Annotated in this window: 20 protein-coding genes; 5 read left to right on the top strand and 15 right to left on the bottom strand. The window is 59.6% G+C overall.

Translation table 11 applies throughout. The features are described 5' to 3' along the window. Nucleotides 1–104: 104 nt before the first annotated feature. Complete coding sequence (locus J7E41_RS21775) at nt 105–1,937, top strand: sigma-54-dependent Fis family transcriptional regulator (RefSeq protein ID WP_214996107.1); 1,833 nt, start codon at nt 105–107, stop codon at nt 1,935–1,937. Here J7E41_RS21775 and J7E41_RS21780 read toward each other — a convergent pair. After that, the gene (locus J7E41_RS21780; RefSeq protein ID WP_214996114.1) at nt 1,934–2,371 is read right to left on the bottom strand and encodes a DUF3995 domain-containing protein; all 438 of its coding nucleotides are present in this window, start codon (nt 2,369–2,371) and stop codon (nt 1,934–1,936) included. The two genes, J7E41_RS21775 and J7E41_RS21780, sit on opposite strands and share 4 nt — an antisense overlap. Nucleotides 2,372–2,464: 93 nt before the next feature. Between J7E41_RS21780 and J7E41_RS21785 the strand changes: the two genes are divergently transcribed. Together J7E41_RS21785 and J7E41_RS21790 are read left to right on the top strand one after the other, a co-directional pair. After that, nucleotides 2,465–2,851, top strand: a complete 387-nt coding sequence (locus J7E41_RS21785; RefSeq protein ID WP_214996116.1) for a DUF2946 domain-containing protein — start codon at nt 2,465–2,467, stop codon at nt 2,849–2,851. 94 nt (nt 2,852–2,945) lie between these two features. Beyond that, a complete protein-coding gene (locus tag J7E41_RS21790; RefSeq protein ID WP_214996117.1) occupies nt 2,946–5,072 on the top strand; it encodes a TonB-dependent receptor in 2,127 nt (708 codons plus the stop codon). Nucleotides 5,073–5,261: 189 nt separating this feature from the next. Here J7E41_RS21790 and J7E41_RS21795 read toward each other — a convergent pair whose 3' ends face one another. The 3 genes from J7E41_RS21795 to J7E41_RS21805 form a co-directional block, all read right to left on the bottom strand. Next, the gene (locus tag J7E41_RS21795; protein ID WP_214996119.1) at nt 5,262–6,278 is read right to left on the bottom strand and encodes an ABC transporter substrate-binding protein; all 1,017 of its coding nucleotides are present in this window, start codon (nt 6,276–6,278) and stop codon (nt 5,262–5,264) included. 125 nt (nt 6,279–6,403) lie between these two features. Then, complete coding sequence (locus J7E41_RS21800) at nt 6,404–6,601, bottom strand: hypothetical protein (RefSeq protein WP_214996121.1); 198 nt, start codon at nt 6,599–6,601, stop codon at nt 6,404–6,406. Beyond that, nucleotides 6,601–7,050, bottom strand: a complete 450-nt coding sequence (locus J7E41_RS21805; protein WP_214996209.1) for a hypothetical protein — start codon at nt 7,048–7,050, stop codon at nt 6,601–6,603. Before J7E41_RS21805 ends, J7E41_RS21800 begins: the two co-directional genes overlap by 1 nt. A 417-nt stretch (nt 7,051–7,467) precedes the next feature. On the opposite strand from J7E41_RS21805, the gene J7E41_RS21810 reads away from it, so the two are divergent. Then, the gene (locus J7E41_RS21810) at nt 7,468–7,752 is read left to right on the top strand and encodes a hypothetical protein (RefSeq protein ID WP_251029616.1); all 285 of its coding nucleotides are present in this window, start codon (nt 7,468–7,470) and stop codon (nt 7,750–7,752) included. 110 nt (nt 7,753–7,862) lie between these two features. Next, nucleotides 7,863–8,093 carry a hypothetical protein gene (locus J7E41_RS21815; RefSeq protein ID WP_178123635.1) on the top strand — a complete coding sequence of 77 codons (231 nt, stop codon included), beginning with the start codon at nt 7,863–7,865 and terminating at the stop codon, nt 8,091–8,093. A 62-nt stretch (nt 8,094–8,155) separates the two neighbouring features. Here the strand turns inward: J7E41_RS21815 and J7E41_RS21820 are convergent, their stop codons facing one another. From J7E41_RS21820 to J7E41_RS21870, 11 genes are all read right to left on the bottom strand, one after another. Beyond that, nucleotides 8,156–8,359 (bottom strand): hypothetical protein, encoded by a 204-nt coding sequence (locus J7E41_RS21820; protein WP_155586307.1) that lies wholly within the window; start codon nt 8,357–8,359, stop codon nt 8,156–8,158. Between the two features lie 300 nt (nt 8,360–8,659). After that, the gene (locus J7E41_RS21825; protein WP_010173153.1) at nt 8,660–9,064 is read right to left on the bottom strand and encodes a TraR/DksA family transcriptional regulator; all 405 of its coding nucleotides are present in this window, start codon (nt 9,062–9,064) and stop codon (nt 8,660–8,662) included. Between the two features lie 402 nt (nt 9,065–9,466). Next, complete coding sequence (locus tag J7E41_RS21830; RefSeq protein WP_214996123.1) at nt 9,467–10,519, bottom strand: ABC transporter permease; 1,053 nt, start codon at nt 10,517–10,519, stop codon at nt 9,467–9,469. Nucleotides 10,520–10,581: 62 nt separating this feature from the next. Next, a complete protein-coding gene (locus tag J7E41_RS21835; protein WP_214996125.1) occupies nt 10,582–12,135 on the bottom strand; it encodes a sugar ABC transporter ATP-binding protein in 1,554 nt (517 codons plus the stop codon). Between the two features lie 63 nt (nt 12,136–12,198). After that, nucleotides 12,199–13,128: a sugar ABC transporter substrate-binding protein gene (locus J7E41_RS21840; protein WP_214996127.1), complete on the bottom strand. Its 930-nt coding sequence runs from the start codon at nt 13,126–13,128 to the stop codon at nt 12,199–12,201. Between the two features lie 49 nt (nt 13,129–13,177). Next, on the bottom strand, nt 13,178–13,363 hold the full coding sequence (locus J7E41_RS21845; protein WP_155586303.1) for a hypothetical protein: 186 nt from the start codon (nt 13,361–13,363) through the stop codon (nt 13,178–13,180). 139 nt (nt 13,364–13,502) lie between these two features. Continuing rightward, a complete protein-coding gene (locus tag J7E41_RS21850; protein WP_214996129.1) occupies nt 13,503–14,555 on the bottom strand; it encodes a Gfo/Idh/MocA family protein in 1,053 nt (350 codons plus the stop codon). A gap of 167 nt (nt 14,556–14,722) precedes the next feature. Further along, nucleotides 14,723–15,583 carry a sugar phosphate isomerase/epimerase family protein gene (locus J7E41_RS21855; protein WP_214996131.1) on the bottom strand — a complete coding sequence of 287 codons (861 nt, stop codon included), beginning with the start codon at nt 15,581–15,583 and terminating at the stop codon, nt 14,723–14,725. A 160-nt stretch (nt 15,584–15,743) separates the two neighbouring features. Beyond that, nucleotides 15,744–16,754 (bottom strand): Gfo/Idh/MocA family protein, encoded by a 1,011-nt coding sequence (locus J7E41_RS21860; protein ID WP_214996133.1) that lies wholly within the window; start codon nt 16,752–16,754, stop codon nt 15,744–15,746. A 19-nt stretch (nt 16,755–16,773) separates the two neighbouring features. Next, nucleotides 16,774–18,705 (bottom strand): 3D-(3,5/4)-trihydroxycyclohexane-1,2-dione acylhydrolase (decyclizing), encoded by a 1,932-nt coding sequence (gene iolD, locus J7E41_RS21865; protein ID WP_214996135.1) that lies wholly within the window; start codon nt 18,703–18,705, stop codon nt 16,774–16,776. A gap of 10 nt (nt 18,706–18,715) precedes the next feature. Beyond that, complete coding sequence (locus J7E41_RS21870; protein WP_214996136.1) at nt 18,716–19,531, bottom strand: TIM barrel protein; 816 nt, start codon at nt 19,529–19,531, stop codon at nt 18,716–18,718. Nucleotides 19,532–19,556 lie beyond the last annotated feature (25 nt).

The following is a 19,556-nucleotide window of genomic DNA, read 5'->3' on the forward strand; positions in this document are numbered from 1 at the left end:
TACAACGGGCCAAATGTATGACCTGACAGGGCTCTTGCCTGATGACGCGCAAGACGGTATCTACAGCCTCATAACAACAAACAATAAAATCGAGGGTGACCGCCATGGCAGCACCTGCCCCACCGCTGGCTCACGACACCATCATCCAGGACTCCTGGCGCCGCTGCCGCGCCTTCGGCCTGGATCACCAGAGCCCACCGAGCTTCGATCAACTGCCTGCCGAAGGCATCAGCCAACTGCTGGAAAGCCAGCACTCCCTGGTACAGACCACCCATCAGGAAGTCCTGCCTTACTACGAAAATATCCTCAGCAACTCCAACTGCTTGATCATGCTGGCTGACAATCAAGGCCATGTCCTCACGTCCTGGGGCACCCAACGTTTTATCGAGCCAAAACTGGCCCGTGGTTTCAGCGCCGGCGCCAGTTGGCAGGAACGCGCAAGCGGCACCAATGCCATCGGCACCGCGCTGGCCTGTGCCCAGGCGGTGCATATCGAGCATGACGAGCACTTCCTCAAGGCCAACCGCTTTATGACGGGCTCGGCGGCGCCGATCTTCGACGCCCAGCGCGAGATCATTGCGGTGCTGGATGTGTCCAGCGACAGCTACCTGCCGCCGTCCCACACCCTGGGCATGGTCAAGATGATGAGCCAGACGGTAGAGAACCGGCTGATCCTCAATCTGTTTCGGGGCGAGCACTTCCAGCTGACCTTCAACACAGGTCTGAGCAACCTCGACAGCCAGTGGGCCGGCCTGCTGATTTTCGATGAGAGCGGCCAGGTGCTGTCAGCCAACCGCCGTGCCGACAACCTGCTGGGCATCAGCCTGTCGCGGGTGATGATCGACAGCCTGTTCAAGGTCTCGCTGCTGGAACTGCTCAATCAGCCTGAAGGTCTGCCTTTTTCGTTGCAAGCCGCCGGCCGCAACCGGTTCCAATGCCTGTTGAAGCGCCCCAAGCAGGCGGCGGTCCAGGCCCGGGTGTTTCTCGAACCGAAAAAAGTCGAACCAACGCCTGCGGCGATCAGCCTCAAAACCTTGCACTTCGGTGACAGCCGCGTGGAAAAAGCCGTACGCCAGGCCGAACGCCTGCTGGAGAAGGACATCCCGCTGCTGATCCATGGCGAAACCGGCGTCGGCAAAGAAGTGTTCGTCAAAGCTTTGCACCAGGCCAGTTCCCGCAGCCAACGAACGTTTATCGCCGTCAACTGCGCGGCGATTCCCGCTGAGCTGGTGGAGTCAGAGTTGTTTGGCTACGAAAAAGGCGCGTTCACCGGGGCCAACCAGAAAGGCAGCATCGGCCTGATCCGCAAGGCCGATAAAGGCACGTTGTTTCTCGACGAGATCGGCGACATGCCACTGCCCACTCAGGCTCGTTTGCTGCGAGTGCTCCAGGAACGCTGCGTACAACCGGTGGGCAGCAGCGAGGTATTCCCGGTGGACTTGCGGATCATCTCCGCCACCAACCGTTCTCTGCGTGAGCAGGTACAGATCGGCCGGTTTCGCGAAGACCTGTATTACCGCATCGGCGGCCTGACCCTGGAACTGCCGCCGCTACGCGAGCGCAGTGACAAACAGGCACTCTTCAAGCAGTTGTGGGCGCAACACCGCGAGCCGAGCCAGTGGGCCGGGCTCAGTCAGGAGGTGTTGGCGTTGTTCGAGCAGCATCCGTGGCCGGGAAACTTGCGCCAGGTCAGCAGCGTGATGCAGGTGGCACTGGCCATGGCCGAGGACCAGCCAGTGCGGCTGGAGCATTTACCCGATGATTTTTTTGTCGACCTCAACCTGTCCGCCCCATCGTCACCCAACGAGTTGCTGGATGACAGCCTGGATCTCAACCAGCGATTGAAAGCGGTGGGCGGCAACATCTCCCACCTCGCCCGGGAACTGGGTGTCAGCCGCAACACCCTGTACAAACGCCTGCGCCAGAACGATGCTTAACCCCAGGCCACCACCAACAACCCCGCGCCCAACACCAGACACAGCGGCGAGTAGAACAACGTATCCAGCCGCGCAAACCGCGACCCACCTACCTTCTTGAAAAACCCCACCAGCTCCGAATCGCCGATCGCCCTGGCAAACATCACCACGGCAACCGCACTGATTCCCCACTGCAACGCGCCGTTGGAAACCGGCTCGAAGTACAACCCCGCCCGCAAACATACCAACAGCGCAATCAGCACCAGCCCAACGGCAACCAGAAACGTGCCCAGCGTCGAGGGTTTGAATGCAGGGCGTGGCCCTCTGGCGAACTCGCCGGGCAGTTGCGGAATGGCCGCCGTGCTCCCCAGTTTGCCACCCGCCGCCCAGTACAAATGCACCATGCTGATGAAAGCAAACGCTACGACGATCCACCGCGCAATAACAAAGCTCATGGCTGGATATCCTTGAAAAAGTGGGAAAGAGGATAGTCCTCCTGAGATTTTTTGCAGGCCATTCGTCGGTGACTGATGGTAAAGTGCCGCCCCATGAAACTCGCCCGGACCGACCGCTCGCTCATTGCCTGGATGCTCTACTGCTGCGTCCTGTTCAATGTGTTCGCCTGCAGCATTGGTCACGGGCAAATGGTCGGGATGCAGCTCAATGGCATCGGCGGCCAGTTCTGTACGGTGGACCCGCGCACCCAGGCGCCGGCACCGACCAACTCCACCGATGAGTCCCTGCCGACACTGTCCAAGGCCTTCGGCTGCCCGCTGTGCTCCAGTGGCGGCATGGGCCCGGCGCTCAACTCCAGCCTCAACGTGGCGGTCTTGCCACAACCCCACGCGCCGCCGGCCATCGTTGCCAGTGCTGACATTCCTGCCCGCTTCACCTGGCCTGCGGCCAACCCGCGCGCGCCACCCGCCTACGCCTGATACCTGCGCTTTCTGATCTGCACGGAACACCGCCTCCTTCGGGAGTACGGCTGGCTGTGCGTTGCTTTCAAGCCACGTTTTTCAGGATGTACCGATGAAACATTTACCTTTGTTGGCGGGCCTCTTCGGCTGCCTGCCTGTCAGCGCCTGGGCCATTGAACTGGCACCCACCACCATTGATGGCGAGCAAGCCGCCGAGCCGGGCCTGGCACTGGACCAGTCCAGCGGCATGGCCTCTCGGTTGGGATTGAGCGTGCGGGAAACCCCGGCGTCCATCAGCATCGCCAACCGCAACGATATCGAACGCCATGGCGCCAGGACTTTCCGCGAAGCGGCCAACACGCTGCCCGGTGTCAACGCCAGTGCGCCGCCGGGGTTTGGCGGGTTTGTCTCCTATCGCGGCTTCACCAGCAGCCAGATCACCCAGATGTTCAACGGCGTCGCCGTATCCGGAGGTCTGGCACGACCGGTGGACTCCTGGATCTATGACCGGGTGGAACTGGTGGGCGGCCCCTCCTCCCTGATCAACGGCGCCGGTTCCGTCGGCGGCTCGTTGAACTATGTGACCAAACTGGCCACTCGAGAAGAACAAGCGGCCGAGGGCCAACTCACCTATGGCAGCTACGACACCGCCGGCATCGCCTTCGGCCTCAACCATGCCCTGACCGAGCCTGACGCCGAGGTCCAGCATTACGCGCGCCTGGATGTGAGCCGCAACACCAACCACACCTACATCGACCGCCAGCAACGCGATGCCTGGAGCGTGGCTTTTTCGCTGCTCAGCGATTTCACACCCGACCTGTCCCACACCCTGGCCCTGGAGTACCAGGACGAACACGAAGACAGCCCCTATTGGGGCACGCCAGTGCTCAATCCCAAGGCCGGCGAGTTGAAGATCGACAAACACAACCGCTTCAATAACTACAACGTCGCCGACGGTCGCTACGAACAGCGCACGATCTGGGTGCGGTCGATCATCGACTACCGGATCAACGACAACACCCGCCTGCGCAACACCCTCTATCACCTAGACAGCCAACGCGACTATCGCAACCTGGAGACGTATCAGTACAACGCCGACAACAGCGCAGTGAATCGCTCGACCGCGTATCAAGTCCGTCATCAAGGCCAGCAGAACGGCAACCAGTTCGAGCTGAGCCACGAAGACACGTTCTTCGGCCTGGCCACCACGTGGTCCGGAGGTTTCGAGTACAAGGTCAACAGCACCACCAACCACCCGCTGAACGTGCCGGGCAACAGCACCGTGAACCCGAACAGCTATGATCCGGGGCATTTCTATGACCTTCCCGGCACCACGCCCGGGTTTATCAAGGACAAGACCAACGAAGTGACCACTAAGGCGCTGTTCGTGGAAAACCGCCTGGGGTTGACCGACAAGCTCTCTTTGCTCACGGGCCTGCGCTACGACGCCATTGACCTGGACGTGACCAACCACCGCGAGGTGACAGCCAGCAACCCTCGGCACCTCAAGCGCAGTTGGGAACCCGTTACAGGGCGGATAGGCCTGACGTATCAATTCATTCCGTCAGCCAATGTCTACGTGCAATACAGCACCGCCGCCGAGCAGCCTTCGAGCACCACCCAGGTATTCGATGTGTCCACTGGCAAGCAGTGGGAAGTGGGCAGCAAGTTCGACTACCTGGACGGCAGAGGTTCGGCCACCGTCGCGGCCTACAAGATCGAACGCAAGGACTTCGCCGTGACCGACCCGTTGGATCCTACCCGTAGCATTCCGGTGGGCGCGCAAACGTCCAAGGGTATCGAGCTGGCCAGTTCGTTGCGGATCACACCCAGGCTGCTGGCCGAAGGCAACTTCGCCTGGGTCGATGCCGAGTACGATGACTTCAATGAGAAGATCGCCAGCGGCGCGGTGGTGTCGCGCAAGGGCAACACACCAACCAACGTGCCAAAACGGGTGGGCAATCTGTGGCTGACCTATGACTTCTCGCCGCACTGGCAAGGCGGTGTGGATGCGCGGTATGTGGCGGCGGTGTATGCCGACAATGCCAACACGATGACGGTGCCGGCCTATACCTTGTTTGGGACGTTTCTGACGTACAAGGTGGATCAGCACACCTCAGTGACCGGCCGCGTGCGCAACCTGACCAATGAGGTGTATGCCGAGTTTGCCCATGTGTCGCCGGCGTACTACCTCGGATCACCCAGGACCTTTGAGGTGGCGGTGCAGACCAAGTTCTAATGCTGGATGTGGGAGCGGCGGTGCGACTTGCTCGCGAAGGCGTTTGTAGCCGCTGCCGAGGCACGAGGCTGCGATGGGCTGCGTAGCGGCCCCTAGGGCGGTCCTGCGGACACGCATCGCAGCCTCGTGCCTCGGCAGCGGCTACAGGCTTTCCCACATTTGATCGGTATCCGACCCTAGGATCGGGTGTTATTTCAGGCTCGCTTCAACCTTCTGTGCCACATCGTCCGTCAGCCAGGCTTTCCAGACTTCAGGATGAGCCTTGAGAAACGCCTGCGCCACCTCGCGCGGCGCCGTGTGCTTTTCGCTCATATCAGCCAGGGCCTGGTTCAGGGGTTCGATCGGGAAATCAACCTTGGTAAAGAATGCGGTGATCTGTGGATGCTCTTTCTGGAACGGCGCTGACACCCCGATGCTCAACTTGGACGCCAGGGAACGGGTCGGTTTCGGGTTGGGGTTGTCGGCGTCGGTCAGGGTTTTCCAGGCTTCGGCGTCGAAGGCTGGCTCTTCCAGCTGGATCAGCTTGTAGCGCCCCATCAACGGCGTGGGTGACCAGTAGTAGAACAGGACCGGCTTGCCACGGCGGATCGACGAGGCAATCTCGGCATCCAGCGCGGCGCCCGAACCACTGCGAAAATTCACATAACTGTCGTCAAGCCCATAGGCCTTGAGTTTCTGTTTGTTGACGATTTCCGAGGTCCAGCCAATCGGGCTGTTGAGGAAGCGGCCCTTGCTTGGCGCTTCAGGGTCCTTGAACACGTCCTTGTAACGCGCAAGGTCCTTCACACTGTGCAGATCCGGAGCCAGGGGTTTGATGCCTTTGGCCGGATCGCCCTTGACGACATATTCCGGAACCCACCAGCCTTCGGTGGCGCCCTTGACGATATCCCCCAGGCCCAGCACTTTGCCTTCGGCCTCAGCCTTGACCCACACCGGGCTGCGACCTGCCCATTCTTCGCCAATCACCTGGATGTCATTCTTCGCCAAGGCGGTTTCCAGCGTGATGGTGGTACCGGGCAAGGTGTCGGTGGGCAAGTCATAGCCCTTTTCGACGATCAGGCGCAGGACCTCGGTGATCAGGCTGCCACTTTCCCAGTTCAGGTCAGCAAAATGAATCGGCGCCTGAGCCGCCGATGCCGGCAGTGAAGCCGCCGACAACCCCAGGGTCGTCAGTGACGCCGCCAACAACATTCGAAATCCCTTCATGCCTTACACCTCGTGTTTGACACAGCAATAGCGGACGGCTTTGCTGTCACACCGCAAAAGCCTCTGAATACTTAAGTCAACTCAACTGTAGTAGAGGTTCCGGTGAACACGATGTATTGCGGGTCTTACGGCAGGCTGTGTAAACGCTGCAACTCCCGGCGCACCATGCTGGCGTACTCGGCGGGACGAAGTTCATACAACTGACTGGCCACCCAACTTAACCATGCCCCTTGCAACTCGGGTTTGCGGGCAAGCAACTCGCTGGCCTTGGTCTGGGCATCCGCCAGGTGCTGCTGATGGAACCGGGCCCGGTCCAGGCTCATTACTCGCTGGCCTTGAAGGTCACGAGTTCACCCTTGCGCCATTTGGCGGCCTTGCCGGTCACGGCTTTCAGGGTTTTGGTCAGGCCTTCCTGTAGCTGCTCATTGGCCGCGAATACCAGCATGACGCTATGGCCTTCCTTGAACACGATGCCCTGACCTTCGGTCGAGGAAACAAAGGCATAGTCGCCCAAGCCATACACCGTCAACTTGATCTCACGGAACTTGAGCTCGAACTTCCCGCCTTCGCGACTGGGCAGTACCGCGGCGCGAAAATGATCGCCCACTTTGAGTTCCAGGTGCTGTTTGTCGTCGACGACCAGTGCCGTTTCGGTATCGAGTTCGGCGATGTAAATACCTTCAGGCGTCTGTTCAGTGATGTAGACGAAACGAGATTGAAACTGCTTGACCAACTTTGCGCGCAAATCACCCAGCACAAATAGCGCGTGCATATCCAGATTACTGACTGCCAAGGAAACGCCCCCACATCAAAAAAGGTGCTGCCCACCCAAGCGCGCAGCACGAAAAAGCGGCCGATTCGGCACGATCACACAACAAGAACACTGAAAAACTGAAGAAGATCCCTCACTGCTGCACCGCAAGCCTAATACAGGCACGCCCAACGCACCTTGTGCAAGGTCATCAGGCGTAGCAGGAAATCACAGGTTCGACCGCCAGAGAATACTGGAGGACCTGCTTCAGAGAATAACCCATTTAAAAAAGAAGAATTCCGACAGCCAACATAAAAGGACATCCATTGAATGGAACCAGACGCCGGATGCTGACGACAATACTAAAACAGCAACACGGGTCAAAACCACTCGAAATACTGCAAGCGGGTCAACACGACTGATCGACGGGAGCTGACGATGCCACTACTCCAACTTCAACGCGACGCTGCACTGTCCCCTATGGGCTCACCCAGCCTGAACCCGAAGCCATTCTACAACCTGTATGCCGATGGCGGGTGCCTGCATTCGGCGCTTTATCGAGTCATACCCGCCGGCAAGAACTTTTTCCATATCCTGGAAGTACCCAGTGGCCGAATCAAAGGATTTCGCAGTGACCATAACCAGGCCTGTGCGCTGGCCAAGGAACTGGAAGTTACCCTCTATGCGTTGAACGCCAACGTGGTCGTTTCGTCACATCGATGACTTTACTGCGCCACCCGAGCACAACAACTGCCATACTCATCCGTCCACTGAAGCAGGCCCCCCGTGGGGCAGGCTTCATCAGCGCAATTACCTCCAAGGGAAGGCTTTACGTGACGGAATTTGATATAGGCGAATTTTTCATCCATGGCGAAGCCAGGGAGGTAGACGGTGAGTTCCAGGCCGTGATTGTGATGCGGGCCAAGGCACCGCTGACTACCGTCACGACTCACCAGGTGGAAAAGGATCGCTGGTTCAAAACCGTAGACGCGGCCGATACCGCTGCCAAGGATGCTGCCAAAGCCCTCAAGACCGCAGTCGACTCCGGGGCGCTGACATCCTAGATACCGATTGTGTGATTGCCTTAGACAAACCGAACAACGCCTGCACCCACCCCCACCCGTTTTTAATGCAGGCTGTCTGACTGCTCCATTTGAAGCAGCGCCTGCCAGGCAGCCTTGCATTCTTCGGCCTCATCACGACTGGCGAAAGCCGTACCTCGCTGCTCGCCATTGAGCAGCACTACCCAACAGGCTTTCTGGCCCAGCGCACGCAGGGTAGCCGGTACACCACTGCCAATCATCACGGCCACATCGACTTTGCTTTGCATGGAGATTCTCCAGGGAGTTAGTTAGCTACCTAACAATATTCACCATGCTACTGGTTTCCTCCAACAGGAAAAAGCTATCCCCGGAAGAGCTTCATTGCATAACCCGTAACAATCTTCGCCAGCGGCTGACAGGACGTCATGAGAGAGGGTGCAGGACAGATCGCGAGTCGACTCGCCGAAGGGCTCGGCGGTGCGCTGACGGGGGGATTTTCAGACTAAGCAGCCTGAACTTCAGCCGAGCGAGACCTATTGCAGGAGCGAGCAAGCATCAGGCGCACGCCTCGCTCCTGCAACATCACATCAAGCTTGGCGCTGATGCTTGTCGATTTGCTCGTGGCGCTCTTGCGCTTCGATGCAGTACTTGGTGGTCGGGCTGATCAGCAGGCGCTTGAGGCCGATAGGCTCGCCGCTGTCATCGCACCAGCCGAAGGAATCTTCCTTGATGCGGCCCAAGGCTTGCTCAAGTTGCGGCAGCATACGCTGGTCGCGGTCGATGGCATTCACCAGCCAGGTGCGTTCTTCTTCAACAGAAGCGGCATCCGCCGGGTCAGCCGGGGTGTCCAGGCTTTCAATGGCGATACGGTTCTGTTCAATGCGCTCGTGGTGTTCCACTTTCATGTCTTGCAACAACTGCTCGAAAAAAGCGTGCTGCTCGGCATTCATGTAGTCATCCGCCGGCATGGCCAGCAACTTTTCCTTTGTCATTGATTTCTCTATAAAAAATACGTGCATTAAGGCGAATAAGGGAGCGTTCCGGCCGACCCTTGCAGGTCTCGGAAAGGCGCCGTCCATTCCAAGCGCCACCCGGCACTCAATTTACGAGGGGCGGCAGTCTAAGGCCGACTTGAGGGCTCAGCAACTGAAATGACAGGCAATTTTTCCAAGATAACCCCCAAAGGCACCAGGACGGGCTCGGCGAACGGTCATCGGAGTGCGTTTATAGCAAGAAATTCACTGTTGTGGAGCTATATAGAAGACAAACGGTTAAATGTGGGAGCGGGCTTGCTCGCGAAGGCGGTGGGTCAGCTGATGCATAGTTGACTGACCCACCGCCTTCGCGAGCAAGCCCGCTCCCACATTTGGTTCTGCGCTAGCCGTGAAATATGCTCAGCGCTTGAGCTTGCGCTTGTTGCGATACTGGTCGATCACCACCGCCACCACGATGATCAGCCCCTTGATGATGTCCTGGATATACGCATCCACACCCACAAAGGTAAACCCGCTGGCCATCACCCCGAGGATCAGCGCGCCAATCACCGTACCGGTAATGCGCCCTACCCCACCTGCCAGGCTGGTACCGCCGATCACTGCCGCGGCAATCGCATCGAGCTCATAAGACATGCCCATCCCTGCCTGCCCGGTCGCCGCCCGTGCCGACGCCACGACGCCCGCCAGCCCCGCCAGCAAGCCGGCGATGCTGTAGACGATGATCAGGTGGCGCTTGACGTTGATCCCCGAGGTCCGCGCCGCCTGCATGTTGCCACCGATGGCGTAGGTGTACTTGCCGTACTTGGTGTAGCGCAGGGCAATATGGAAGATCACCGCTACCACCAGGAAGATGATCACCGGCATCGCACCGTGACCGATGGCGGTATAGGAGTCCGACAGCATGCTCACCGGCTGGCCTTCGGTGTAATAGCGGGCCAGGCCACGGGCCGAGACCATCATGCCCAAGGTGGCAATAAACGGTGGAATCCCGGTAACCGCGATGATGCTGCCGTTGATCGCCCCCGCCAGCAGCCCCACACCCAACCCCATCGCCACCGGTATCCACACCGGCAAGTCGGTCAGGGACGGAAACACCGCCCGGGAAAAGTCGGACGTTTGCGCCAGGCTGGCGGCGATCATCGCCGACAGCGCCAGCACCGAGCCTGAAGACAGGTCAATACCGGTGGTAATGATCACCTGGGTCACGCCGATCGCCAGCAGGCCGATGATCGACACTTGCAGGATCATCAGCACCAGGCGCTGGGAGTTCATCAAAAAGCTCTGATCGCGCACGATCCAGCCGAACACTTCAAACACCAGGCCGATGCCGATCAGCACCAGGAAGATGCTCAACTCGGTCGGGAACCGTCGACGGCTCTTGACCGGTGCCGCGGCAGGTTTCTTCTCCTCGGACTTCTTTTCCTCGGGTTTGCTTTCCAGTATCGCGTTCATAACCACTCACCTTTTTTTATCGCGTGGCGCAGGCTCAGTCGCAGGCCCGTGCTTTCTATTCGTTAGTGGACCGCCGTCATACCGGAAGCCAGTTGCATGACTTTTTCCTGGGTCGCGTCGGCGCGGTCCAGGGTGCCCATCAGGTCGCCTTCGTGCATCACCATTACCCGGTCGCTCATGCCCAGGACTTCCGGCAGTTCCGAAGAAATCATGATCACGGCCATGCCTTCGCTGGCCAGGTAGGAAATCAACCGGTAGATCTCAGCCTTGGCGCCGACGTCGATGCCACGGGTCGGCTCATCCAGAATCAACAGGCGCGGGTTGGTCATCAACCAGCGGGCCAGCAAGGCCTTTTGCTGATTACCGCCAGACAACGTGTCGATGCACTGCTCAAGGGACGGGGTTTTCACCCGTAGCTTCTTACACATATCTTCACACAGGGCCCGCAGGGCTTTCTGCTGGATAAAACCGTTGCCTGAATAGTGCGGCAGAACGGCCATCTCCATGTTTTCCAGCACCGACAAGCAAGGGAACAGGCCACTGAGCTTGCGGTCCTCGGTCAACAGCGCGAAGCCTTTTTCGATGGCCATGTGTGGGTCGCTGATGCGCACCGTCTGGCCGTCGAGCTTGATCTCACCGCCACTGCTGGGAGTGATACCAAAGATGGTTTCCGCAACGTTGGTGCGGCCCGAGCCCATGAGCCCGGCAATACCGAGGATCTCCCCCGCGTGCAGATCAAAGGACACGCCCTGGAACACCCCATCGAGGCGCAAGTCGCGCACCGACAACAGCAAATCGCCGATGGGCTTTTCCCGCACAGGGAACAACTGGCTCAGTTCGCGGCCCACCATCATCGAGATCAGGCTGTCGCTGTTCATGCTGTCGGCCCGCTGCAAGCCGATATAGGCGCCGTCGCGAAACACCGCCACTTCATCGGCGATGGCGAACACTTCATTCATTTTGTGGGTGATATAGATAATGCCTTTGCCCTGGGATTTCAGGTCGGCAATGATCGAAAACAGGTGGGCCACTTCCTTGTCGGTAATCGCGGAAGTGGGTTCGTCCATGATCAGGATATCGGAGTCATAGGACACCGCCTTGGCGATCTCCACCATCTGCCGCTCGGCGATGCTCAGGTTGCCGACCTGCTCCTCGGGATCGAGGTTGATCCGCAGGCGCTCCAGCAGTTGCGCGGTGCAGCGATGCATTTCCCGGTGGTTGACCATGTGCAGGCCATTGAGCTGCTCGCGGCCGATCCAGATGTTCTCGGCGATGCTCATGTGCGGCATCAGGTTGAGTTCCTGGTGGATCATCGCGATCCCAGCCTTCTGCGCCGCCAGCGGCGTTTCAAACACAATCGGCTTGCCACGCAGGCGGATTTCCCCGGTGTCAGGCTGGTAGATGCCGGCGATGATCTTCATCAGCGTCGACTTGCCCGCACCGTTCTCACCCATCAGCGCCAGCACGGAACCGGGGCGCACCCGCAGTTGCACATCGGCCAGGGCCACGACGCCGGGAAAGCCTTTGCTGATGTTGACGATTTCCAGCAGGTAGGGTTCTTCCAGCAGCGCGGGCTGGACGCCGGGAGGCTGCGAGAGAGTGGCTTGAGCGAGCATATCGAGTACTCCATCAGCAGGGCGACCGTGGCCACCCTGCCCGCTTATTGTTGTTATGAAGGGCTACTTGAAATCTTTGACGTTGTCCGGGGTGATCAGCTGGAACGGGATCACCACGTTCTGCTCGATGGGTTCGTTCTTGGCCATCTTGCGCGCCGTCTCCACCGACTTGTTCGCCTGGCCCTTGGCATCCTGGAAGGCCGACACGGTCATGTCACCCTTGGTGATCGCGTTCAAGCCGTCCGGCGTGCCATCGACACCCGCAATTAATACGCCTTTCTTGCCCGCTGATTTCAGCGCCATGGAGGCGCCAATCGCCATCTCATCGTTGTTCGACAACACTGCCTGGAAGTCGCGGCCCTGGGTCAACCAATCGTTGACCAGGGTCATGCCCTTGTCACGCAACCAGATACCGGTCTGCTCTTGCTCGACCTTGATGCCCGGGTACTGGGCCAGGACTTCCTTCACACCCTTGGTGCGGTTGGTGGTGGAGTTGTTCGCCAGGTCACCCAGCAGGATCACTATGTTGCCCTTGCCGCCGAGCTTTTCGGCGATGTACTGCATTTGCAGTTTGCCGGCTTCGACGTCATTGGAAACCACCGCCGCGACGCCCGCAGGCAGTGTCGGGCTATCAGGACGACGGTTGACGAACACCAGCGGGATTTTCGCGGCGGTGGCGGCCTTGATGATGTTAGCCGTCGAAGCGGTGTCCACCGGGTTGACGATGATGGCGTCGACATTCTGGCTGATGAAGTTCTCGACCTGGCTCAGTTGCTTGACCACGTCGGCGCGGGCGTCTTCAAACTGCAGCTGCATGCCATCGCCCTTGGGATAGGACTTGGCTTGCTTGTCCATGTCTTCGCGCAGGTAGGTCAGGAAGGTGTCATCGAAGGCGGACATGCTCACGCCCACTTTGATATCGGCGGCCGCAGCGAAACCGCTGGCCAGCATCATGGACAGGGCCAGCGCGGTAAAACGGATCGGGGTCTTCATGAACGGTCTGTCTCCACATTCTTGTTGGTTTTGTTGGACGTTACGTTGGTCAGAGCGGGCCTTGCGACGTCGGCAGTCGAACAATCGGTGCGCCTGGAATGCAGCAGACCAGCGCGCCTTTGTTTTCGACGCACAGCACATTGAGGAAGGAGAAGTAAAACGGCCGGGCGCGGGGCAGACCGCGTGGCGTATGGGCAGGGCGTAAAATTCGCAGTACAGCGTTGAAGATTTTCATCTGACGGTACCTGGTTGTTTTTGATCTTGTTTTTGTTGAGCCGCCAGAATCGCCTTGATGGCAGGTCGGGACAGCACTTTTGGCAACCTGGAAATGACTTTATTGGAAAATAATTTCCATATCAACCTATTTTAGAATTTTATTCTATTTTCGTTCCATGGACCTCAATCGCAGCCATTTCCACCACTTGTTGACGCTTGGAACTCAGCCGCGCCGCGTCCAGTACCCGGGTAGTTGCCAGGGCATCACGGGCGTTTACCGGCAACGGCCCTTCCCCGTGAACAGCACGTTGCAACTGTTGGTAGAACTGATTCCAGCGGCCTTTTTCCGACGGCACCCGCTCACGCTCCGGGCCTTGCTCGAACCAGCCCCAGCGCCGGTGCTCTTCCGCGCCCCAGTGCTCACCTTCGGTTTTCGGGGTCAGGCCAGCCATCAGCGCCTCTTCCTGGCCGTCCAGGCCGTCGACGGTGTAACACCCCTGGCTGCCATTGACCCGAAACCGCGGGGCCTGGCTATTTTGCAGGGCACTGCCCCATAGATGGGAGATCACGCCGTTGGTGTGGGTCAGGGAGGCAAAAAAGCCATGGTCGACGTCCGGGTGTTCGGCGGTGTAATGCACTTGTGCAAAGACCCGATCCACCGGGCCGAACAGTTGCAGCGCCTGGTCCACCAGATGGCTGCCAAGGTCCCGCAGAAACCCGCCACCGCTGGCATTGCCCACGGATTTCGGGCTGTAGCGCTCCACCCGGGATTCAAAGCGAGTGATGGTGCCCAGGGCACCGCTGTCGATCAGCTTGCGCAGGGTCAGGAAGTCCGAGTCCCAGCGCCGGTTCTGATAGACGCTGAGCAACACGCCCTGGCGCTCGGCGGCGGCAATCAACTCGAACGCTTCGGCGGCATCGCTGGCGAAGGGTTTATCGCTGACCACCGCCACACCGTGTTCAATCGCTTCCAGCACCAATGCCGGACGCCCTTCCAGCGTGGTGGAAATCACCAGGGCATCAATGCCGGCCTCCACAATCTGGCCGATGTTATCGAACGCCTTGACCCCAGGGTGTTCGGTGGCCAGCAACTGGCGTCGCTCCGGTGAGCGAGTGACCACCCCGACAAAGGTTGCCCCCGGAAGACTGGCAATCAGCGGCGCATGAAAAAAACGGCCACCGTGGCCGTATCCAACCAGTCCGATTCGCATACAGGTACTCCATGATTGAGTGTGGCGAGGGAGCTTGCTCCCGTTGGGGTGCGAAGCGCCCCCAAAACCAGAACTCGCGGTATATCAGTCAGGCCTCTGTCGTGCTTGATGCGACTGCTGCGCAGTCGAACGGGAGCAAGCTCCCTCGCCACAATGGTGGGAACGATCTACTGGCAGAGTTCACGGGTCACCCGCTCCAGCATCATCCGGTTGGACTCATCCGGCCGGTCTTCCCAGGCAAACACCGAGACCGTGGCGATGCCGTCGAATTTGATCTCTCGCAAGGTGCTGAAAAACGCCTCCCAGTCCACTTCGCCCTGGCCGATGTCCAAGTGCTGGTGCACGGTGGCGGTAACGCCCGGCGGGTTGACGATGTAGCGCAGCCCGGAAGAGGCCTTGTGGTTGTAGGTGTCGGCGATGATCAGGTGGCTCAGCTTACTGCCGGCGTACTTGAGCATCGAGGCGATGTCGCCCTTGCCGTCGTCATAGAAGAAGGTATGGGGTGCGGCGTAGAGGTAGTTGATCCAGTCACGATCCAGACCGCGAATGATGTCCACCGATTCGTTGTTGCGCTCGCAGAAGTCATAGGGGTGCGCCTGGATATCCAGCCTGATGCCTTCACGTTCGAACTCCGGCATCAACTCATCCATGGAGCGCATGAACTGGTTTTCGCAGACCAGCGGGTTATCCGATTGGCCGGTGAACTCGGTGTTGACCAGCTCGCAGTCCATTTCCACAGCGATCTGGATCGCGCGTTTCCAGTTGCGCACGGCGGCAACCCGCAGGCCTTCGTCGGCGGCAGCCCAGTGGTACATGGGCAGCAAGGAGGAAAGTTGCACCCCGGTGTCGCTCAAGGCTTTGCGAAACTCCTTGATGCGCGCCCGGTCGACGCGTGGTGCCTTGTAGAACGGCAGGAAGTCTTCCCGGGGGGACAGTTCGATGTGCTGGTAGCCGAGCTCGGCAACCTTGTCGACCATCTGGCCCAGGGGCAGGTGGCGGTACATGTAGGGGTCTAGGGCGATGCGCATGGTTGAGATCTCCCGAATCTGATGTTGGAACGCGGTTAAATGTGGGAGCGGGCTTGCTCGCGAATGCGGCGGGTCAGTCGATGCAGATGTTGACTGATAGACCGCTTTCGCGAGCAAGCCCGCTCCCACACTGACCGGGCGCCTCCAAGGAAATAGGTGGTTAACCGTAGAACCGCGGGCGATCCGGCAGGCCGACGTTGACAATCTGCCCACTGTTTTGCGCCTCGATACACGCGTCCGCCGCCACCGCCGCCGCAAACCCGTCCCACGCCGAAGGTCCGCCCACCTGCCCGGCGCGCACGCCGTCGATGAACGCCTGCAACTCAACGTCATAGGCCGCGATAAAGCGGTCCTTCCAATCCATCAGAATCGCGTTGGACAGCTTGGCGCCGCTGCGCATCTGTACCTGGGACGGTTCCGGCAACTTGGCAATACCGGTCTCCCCCACCACTTCGCACTGGATGTCGTAGCCGTATTGGCAGTTCACGAACACTTCCACATTGATACGTGTGCCCTTGGCGGTTTCCAGCAGCACGATCTGCGGGTCCCGCAAATGACCGTGGGCTTTACTGGTCTTGCGCGGGAACACCACTTGCACCGACACATAGTCATCGGCCAGCAGCCAGCGCAACACGTCCAGCTCGTGGATCAGGGTGTCGGTGATTGCCATGTCGGTCTTGTAGTTCTCACCCACAGTCGGGTTGCGGTGGGCGCAATGCAGCATCAGTGGCTCACCGATCTGGCCGCTGTCGATCACCGCTTTCAGGGCGCGATAGCCTTCGTCATAAGGACGCATGAAACCCACCTGCACCAGGCGCTTGCCGTGGGCCACTTCGGCCTCGACGATTTTTCGGCAACCTTCGGCGGTCACTGCCAGGGGTTTTTCGCAGAACACCGGCTTGCCGGCGGCGATGGCGGCCAGCACGAACTCTTCATGGCTCGGACCCCAGGAGGTGACCAGGACCGCCTCCACTTGAGGCGATGCAATCAGCGCATGGCCGTCGGGATAAACTTCGGCAGCGAGCTTCAAATCAGCGACAACCCTGGCGGCTTGCTCAAGGTTGATGTCGGTAACGGCCACCACCTGGCTGTTGAGCAGCGTCTGGCTGCAACGACGAATGTGATCCTGGCCGATGGCGCCAGTACCGATAACACCAAGCTTCAAAGACATAAAAACACTCCTCTTGTTATTAGTACTGCCGGGCCTTGGCCAGGCGTTCATTGAGTTGTTTGGCTACCGCATCGGTGCGCTCGCTGGTGGACACCTGCGCCACGCCGACCCGCCACCAGGACAGGTACTTGTGAATCATGGTCTTGGGCAGCACCTTGATATCGATCAGCGTCGACACCGTTTGCGTGCGCGCATCCGCCAGCGCCGCACGTAGCTGCTCCACCGTGTTGACCTTGTAGGTCTTGCAGCCATACGCCGCCGCACTCATGGCGAAATCCACCGGCACGAAACCACCGTCGAGCTTGCCGCTTTCAGGATTACGGAAACGGAACTCGGTGCCGAAGCTGTCCATGCCGTGTTCCATCTGCAGGTTGTTGATGCAGCCGAAGGTCATGTTGTCCAGCAGCACCACGTTGATCTTGCGGCGCTCCTGGATCGAGGTGGCCAGTTCCGAGTGCAGCATCATGTAGGAGCCGTCGCCCACCAATGCGTAGACCTCACGCTCAGGCTCGGCCAGCTTCACGCCCAGGGCAGCGTTCACCTCATAGCCCATGCACGAGTAACCGTACTCGACGTGGTAGGTGTTGACCCCCTTGCTGCGCCAACTGCGCTGCAAGTCACCGGGCAGGCTGCCGGCGGCAGCGACGATGATTGCGTCGTCAGCCAGGGTTTCGTTGAGCACCCCCAGCACCCGGCTTTGGGTCAGGCAGGAGCCGGTCAGCTCAATAAATTCGCGCAGCACGGCCGGGTCCATGTGGTCGTTGATTTCCGGGACGAAATGTTCAGTCTGGTATTCGGCCTGGTAGATGCGGTCGACTTCGGTATCCAACTGCGCCTTGGCATCCCGTGGCTGGTCGCCCCAGCTTGAGCGGTAGTCGCCCAAGGCATCGTACAAAGCCTCCAGGCCCACCTTGGCATCCGCCAGCAACTGCACGCCATCGAGTTTCAGTGCATCGCACGGGCTGATATTGAGGTTGAGAAACTGCACCTCGGGATGCTTGAACAATGACTTCGATGAGGTGGTGAAGTCGGTGTAGCGGGTACCAATACCGATAATAAGGTCGGCCTCCGGGGCCAACAGATTGGCCGCCAGGCAACCGGTTTCACCGATACCGCCAAGGTTCAGCGGATGGCTGGACACCACCGCGCTCTTGCCCGCCTGGGTTTCGGCGAAGGGAATATCAAAGCGTTCGGCAAACGCTTGCAGCGCGGCATTGGCGCCGGAGTACTTGACCCCGCCACCGCAGACAATCAGCGGTTTGCGCTTGCCCTTGAAGGCGGCCACGGCATCATCCAGCATGGCTTCGGTGGCCGGACGGCGGTCGATACGGTGTACGCGTTTTTGCAAGAAATAGTCCGGATAGTCCCAGGCCTCACCCTGCACATCCTGCGGCAAGGCCAGGGTCACGGCGCCGGTTTCCGCGGGGTCGGTAAGCACGCGCATGGCGTGGATTGCCGCACTCATCAACTGCTCGGGGCGGTTGATGCGGTCCCAGTATTTGCTGACCGCACGAAAGGCATCGTTGGTACTGATGCTCAGGTCGTGGAACTGCTCGATCTGTTGCAGCACCGGGTCGGGCTGGCGGCTAGCGTACACATCGCCAGGCAGCAGCAGCAACGGAATACGGTTGGCCGTCGCGGTGGCAGCAGCCGTCAGCATATTGGCCGCGCCCGGCCCCACCGAAGAGCTACAGGCGTAAATCTTGCGGCGCAGGTGCTGCTTGGCAAACCCGATGGCGGCATGGGCCATGCCCTGCTCGTTGCGGCCCTGATGCACCACCAGGTCGCCGCTGTCCTGCTCCAGGGCCTGGCCCAGGCCCAGCACATTACCGTGACCGAAAATCGTGAAGATCCCGGCGACGAACTTGCTCTGCACACCATCGACTTCGATGTACTGGTTATCGAGAAACTTCACCAGGGCCTGGGCCATGGTCAACCTTGTTGTGGTCATGTTTCGCACCTTATTTTTTTTGTAGGTGGGCCATGCTCGCCCCCAGCGCCTGCTTGATATCCGCCAGACCATGCACGCTTTCGGCAAAGGGCTCAAATGACAAATAGCCGCTGTAGCCGGTGCTGAGCAAGGTGTCGATCTGCACGGCATTGCCGAGGATGTCACCCTCGCCCACCAGCACCCGATGGCCGTCACGAATGCTCGCCAGCGGCGCTTGCGCGTCTTCAACGCCAGAGATATGCACCAGGCCAGTCAGCTCTGGGAAGAACTCATGCTCGCTGGCCAAGTGGTGGTGAAACGTGTCATGCACCAGGCGGAACACATCCAGGCCGCCGATGGACTTGATCGCATCCACCGCCGTGCGCTTGCGGCGCAGCGAGCATTCTTCGAAGCCCAGGGGTTCGATAAAACCCACAATCCCGTATTCGCGCAGAATCGGCGCCAACTCGCTCAACGCAGTGCGCAACCCGGCAGCGCGCTGGGCTTCATTGCGCGAATCGGCACGGTCGTTCAGCGGGCACATCACCAGGCCCAGGGCGCCGCATTCACGGGCATAGGTCGCGAGTTCCACGGCCTGGGCACGGCGCTCGTCATTCCACACATCGAACGGATACAGCGCGTTGATCGACAGCACCTTGATGCCCTGCACGGCGCATAACTCGCGCACGCGACTGGCCGGCGTGCCGTCTTCAATCTCGATGCCTTTGAGATCATTGCGGATCTCGATGGCGTCGCATTTCAAGGTCACCGCCAACTCGATAAAGTCCGGCAGGGACAGGCTTGGAGCAACCATGCGGTTCAGCGCAAAACGTAGAGGCGACTTCATTATTGTTGTGCTCCACACTCGAAAA

The organism is Pseudomonas fluorescens, assembly GCF_018614655.1.
GTDB classification, from domain to species: Bacteria; Pseudomonadota; Gammaproteobacteria; order Pseudomonadales; family Pseudomonadaceae; genus Aquipseudomonas; species Aquipseudomonas fluorescens_BX.

Bases quoted from the DNA above. Each gene is read 5' to 3' on its own strand.
- J7E41_RS21820 (WP_155586307.1), bottom strand. From the start codon at position 8,359: ATGCAAAGCAAAGTCGATGTGGCCGTGATGATTGGCAGTGGTGTACCG.
- J7E41_RS21860 (WP_214996133.1), bottom strand. From the start codon at position 16,754: ATGTCTTTGAAGCTTGGTGTTATCGGTACTGGCGCCATCGGCCAGGAT.
- iolD (WP_214996135.1), bottom strand. From the start codon at position 18,705: ATGACCACAACAAGGTTGACCATGGCCCAGGCCCTGGTGAAGTTTCTC.
- J7E41_RS21835 (WP_214996125.1), bottom strand. From the start codon at position 12,135: ATGCTCGCTCAAGCCACTCTCTCGCAGCCTCCCGGCGTCCAGCCCGCG.
- J7E41_RS21790 (WP_214996117.1), top strand. From the start codon at position 2,946: ATGAAACATTTACCTTTGTTGGCGGGCCTCTTCGGCTGCCTGCCTGTC.
- J7E41_RS21870 (WP_214996136.1), bottom strand. From the start codon at position 19,531: ATGAAGTCGCCTCTACGTTTTGCGCTGAACCGCATGGTTGCTCCAAGC.
- J7E41_RS21775 (WP_214996107.1), top strand. From the start codon at position 105: ATGGCAGCACCTGCCCCACCGCTGGCTCACGACACCATCATCCAGGAC.
- J7E41_RS21850 (WP_214996129.1), bottom strand. From the start codon at position 14,555: ATGCGAATCGGACTGGTTGGATACGGCCACGGTGGCCGTTTTTTTCAT.
- J7E41_RS21785 (WP_214996116.1), top strand. From the start codon at position 2,465: ATGAAACTCGCCCGGACCGACCGCTCGCTCATTGCCTGGATGCTCTAC.
- J7E41_RS21825 (WP_010173153.1), bottom strand. From the start codon at position 9,064: ATGACAAAGGAAAAGTTGCTGGCCATGCCGGCGGATGACTACATGAAT.
- J7E41_RS21830 (WP_214996123.1), bottom strand. From the start codon at position 10,519: ATGAACGCGATACTGGAAAGCAAACCCGAGGAAAAGAAGTCCGAGGAG.
- J7E41_RS21840 (WP_214996127.1), bottom strand. From the start codon at position 13,128: ATGAAGACCCCGATCCGTTTTACCGCGCTGGCCCTGTCCATGATGCTG.
- J7E41_RS21855 (WP_214996131.1), bottom strand. From the start codon at position 15,583: ATGCGCATCGCCCTAGACCCCTACATGTACCGCCACCTGCCCCTGGGC.
- J7E41_RS21805 (WP_214996209.1), bottom strand. From the start codon at position 7,050: ATGCACGCGCTATTTGTGCTGGGTGATTTGCGCGCAAAGTTGGTCAAG.
- J7E41_RS21795 (WP_214996119.1), bottom strand. From the start codon at position 6,278: ATGAAGGGATTTCGAATGTTGTTGGCGGCGTCACTGACGACCCTGGGG.
- J7E41_RS21810 (WP_251029616.1), top strand. From the start codon at position 7,468: ATGCCACTACTCCAACTTCAACGCGACGCTGCACTGTCCCCTATGGGC.
- J7E41_RS21800 (WP_214996121.1), bottom strand. From the start codon at position 6,601: ATGAGCCTGGACCGGGCCCGGTTCCATCAGCAGCACCTGGCGGATGCC.
- J7E41_RS21780 (WP_214996114.1), bottom strand. From the start codon at position 2,371: ATGAGCTTTGTTATTGCGCGGTGGATCGTCGTAGCGTTTGCTTTCATC.
- J7E41_RS21845 (WP_155586303.1), bottom strand. From the start codon at position 13,363: ATGAAAATCTTCAACGCTGTACTGCGAATTTTACGCCCTGCCCATACG.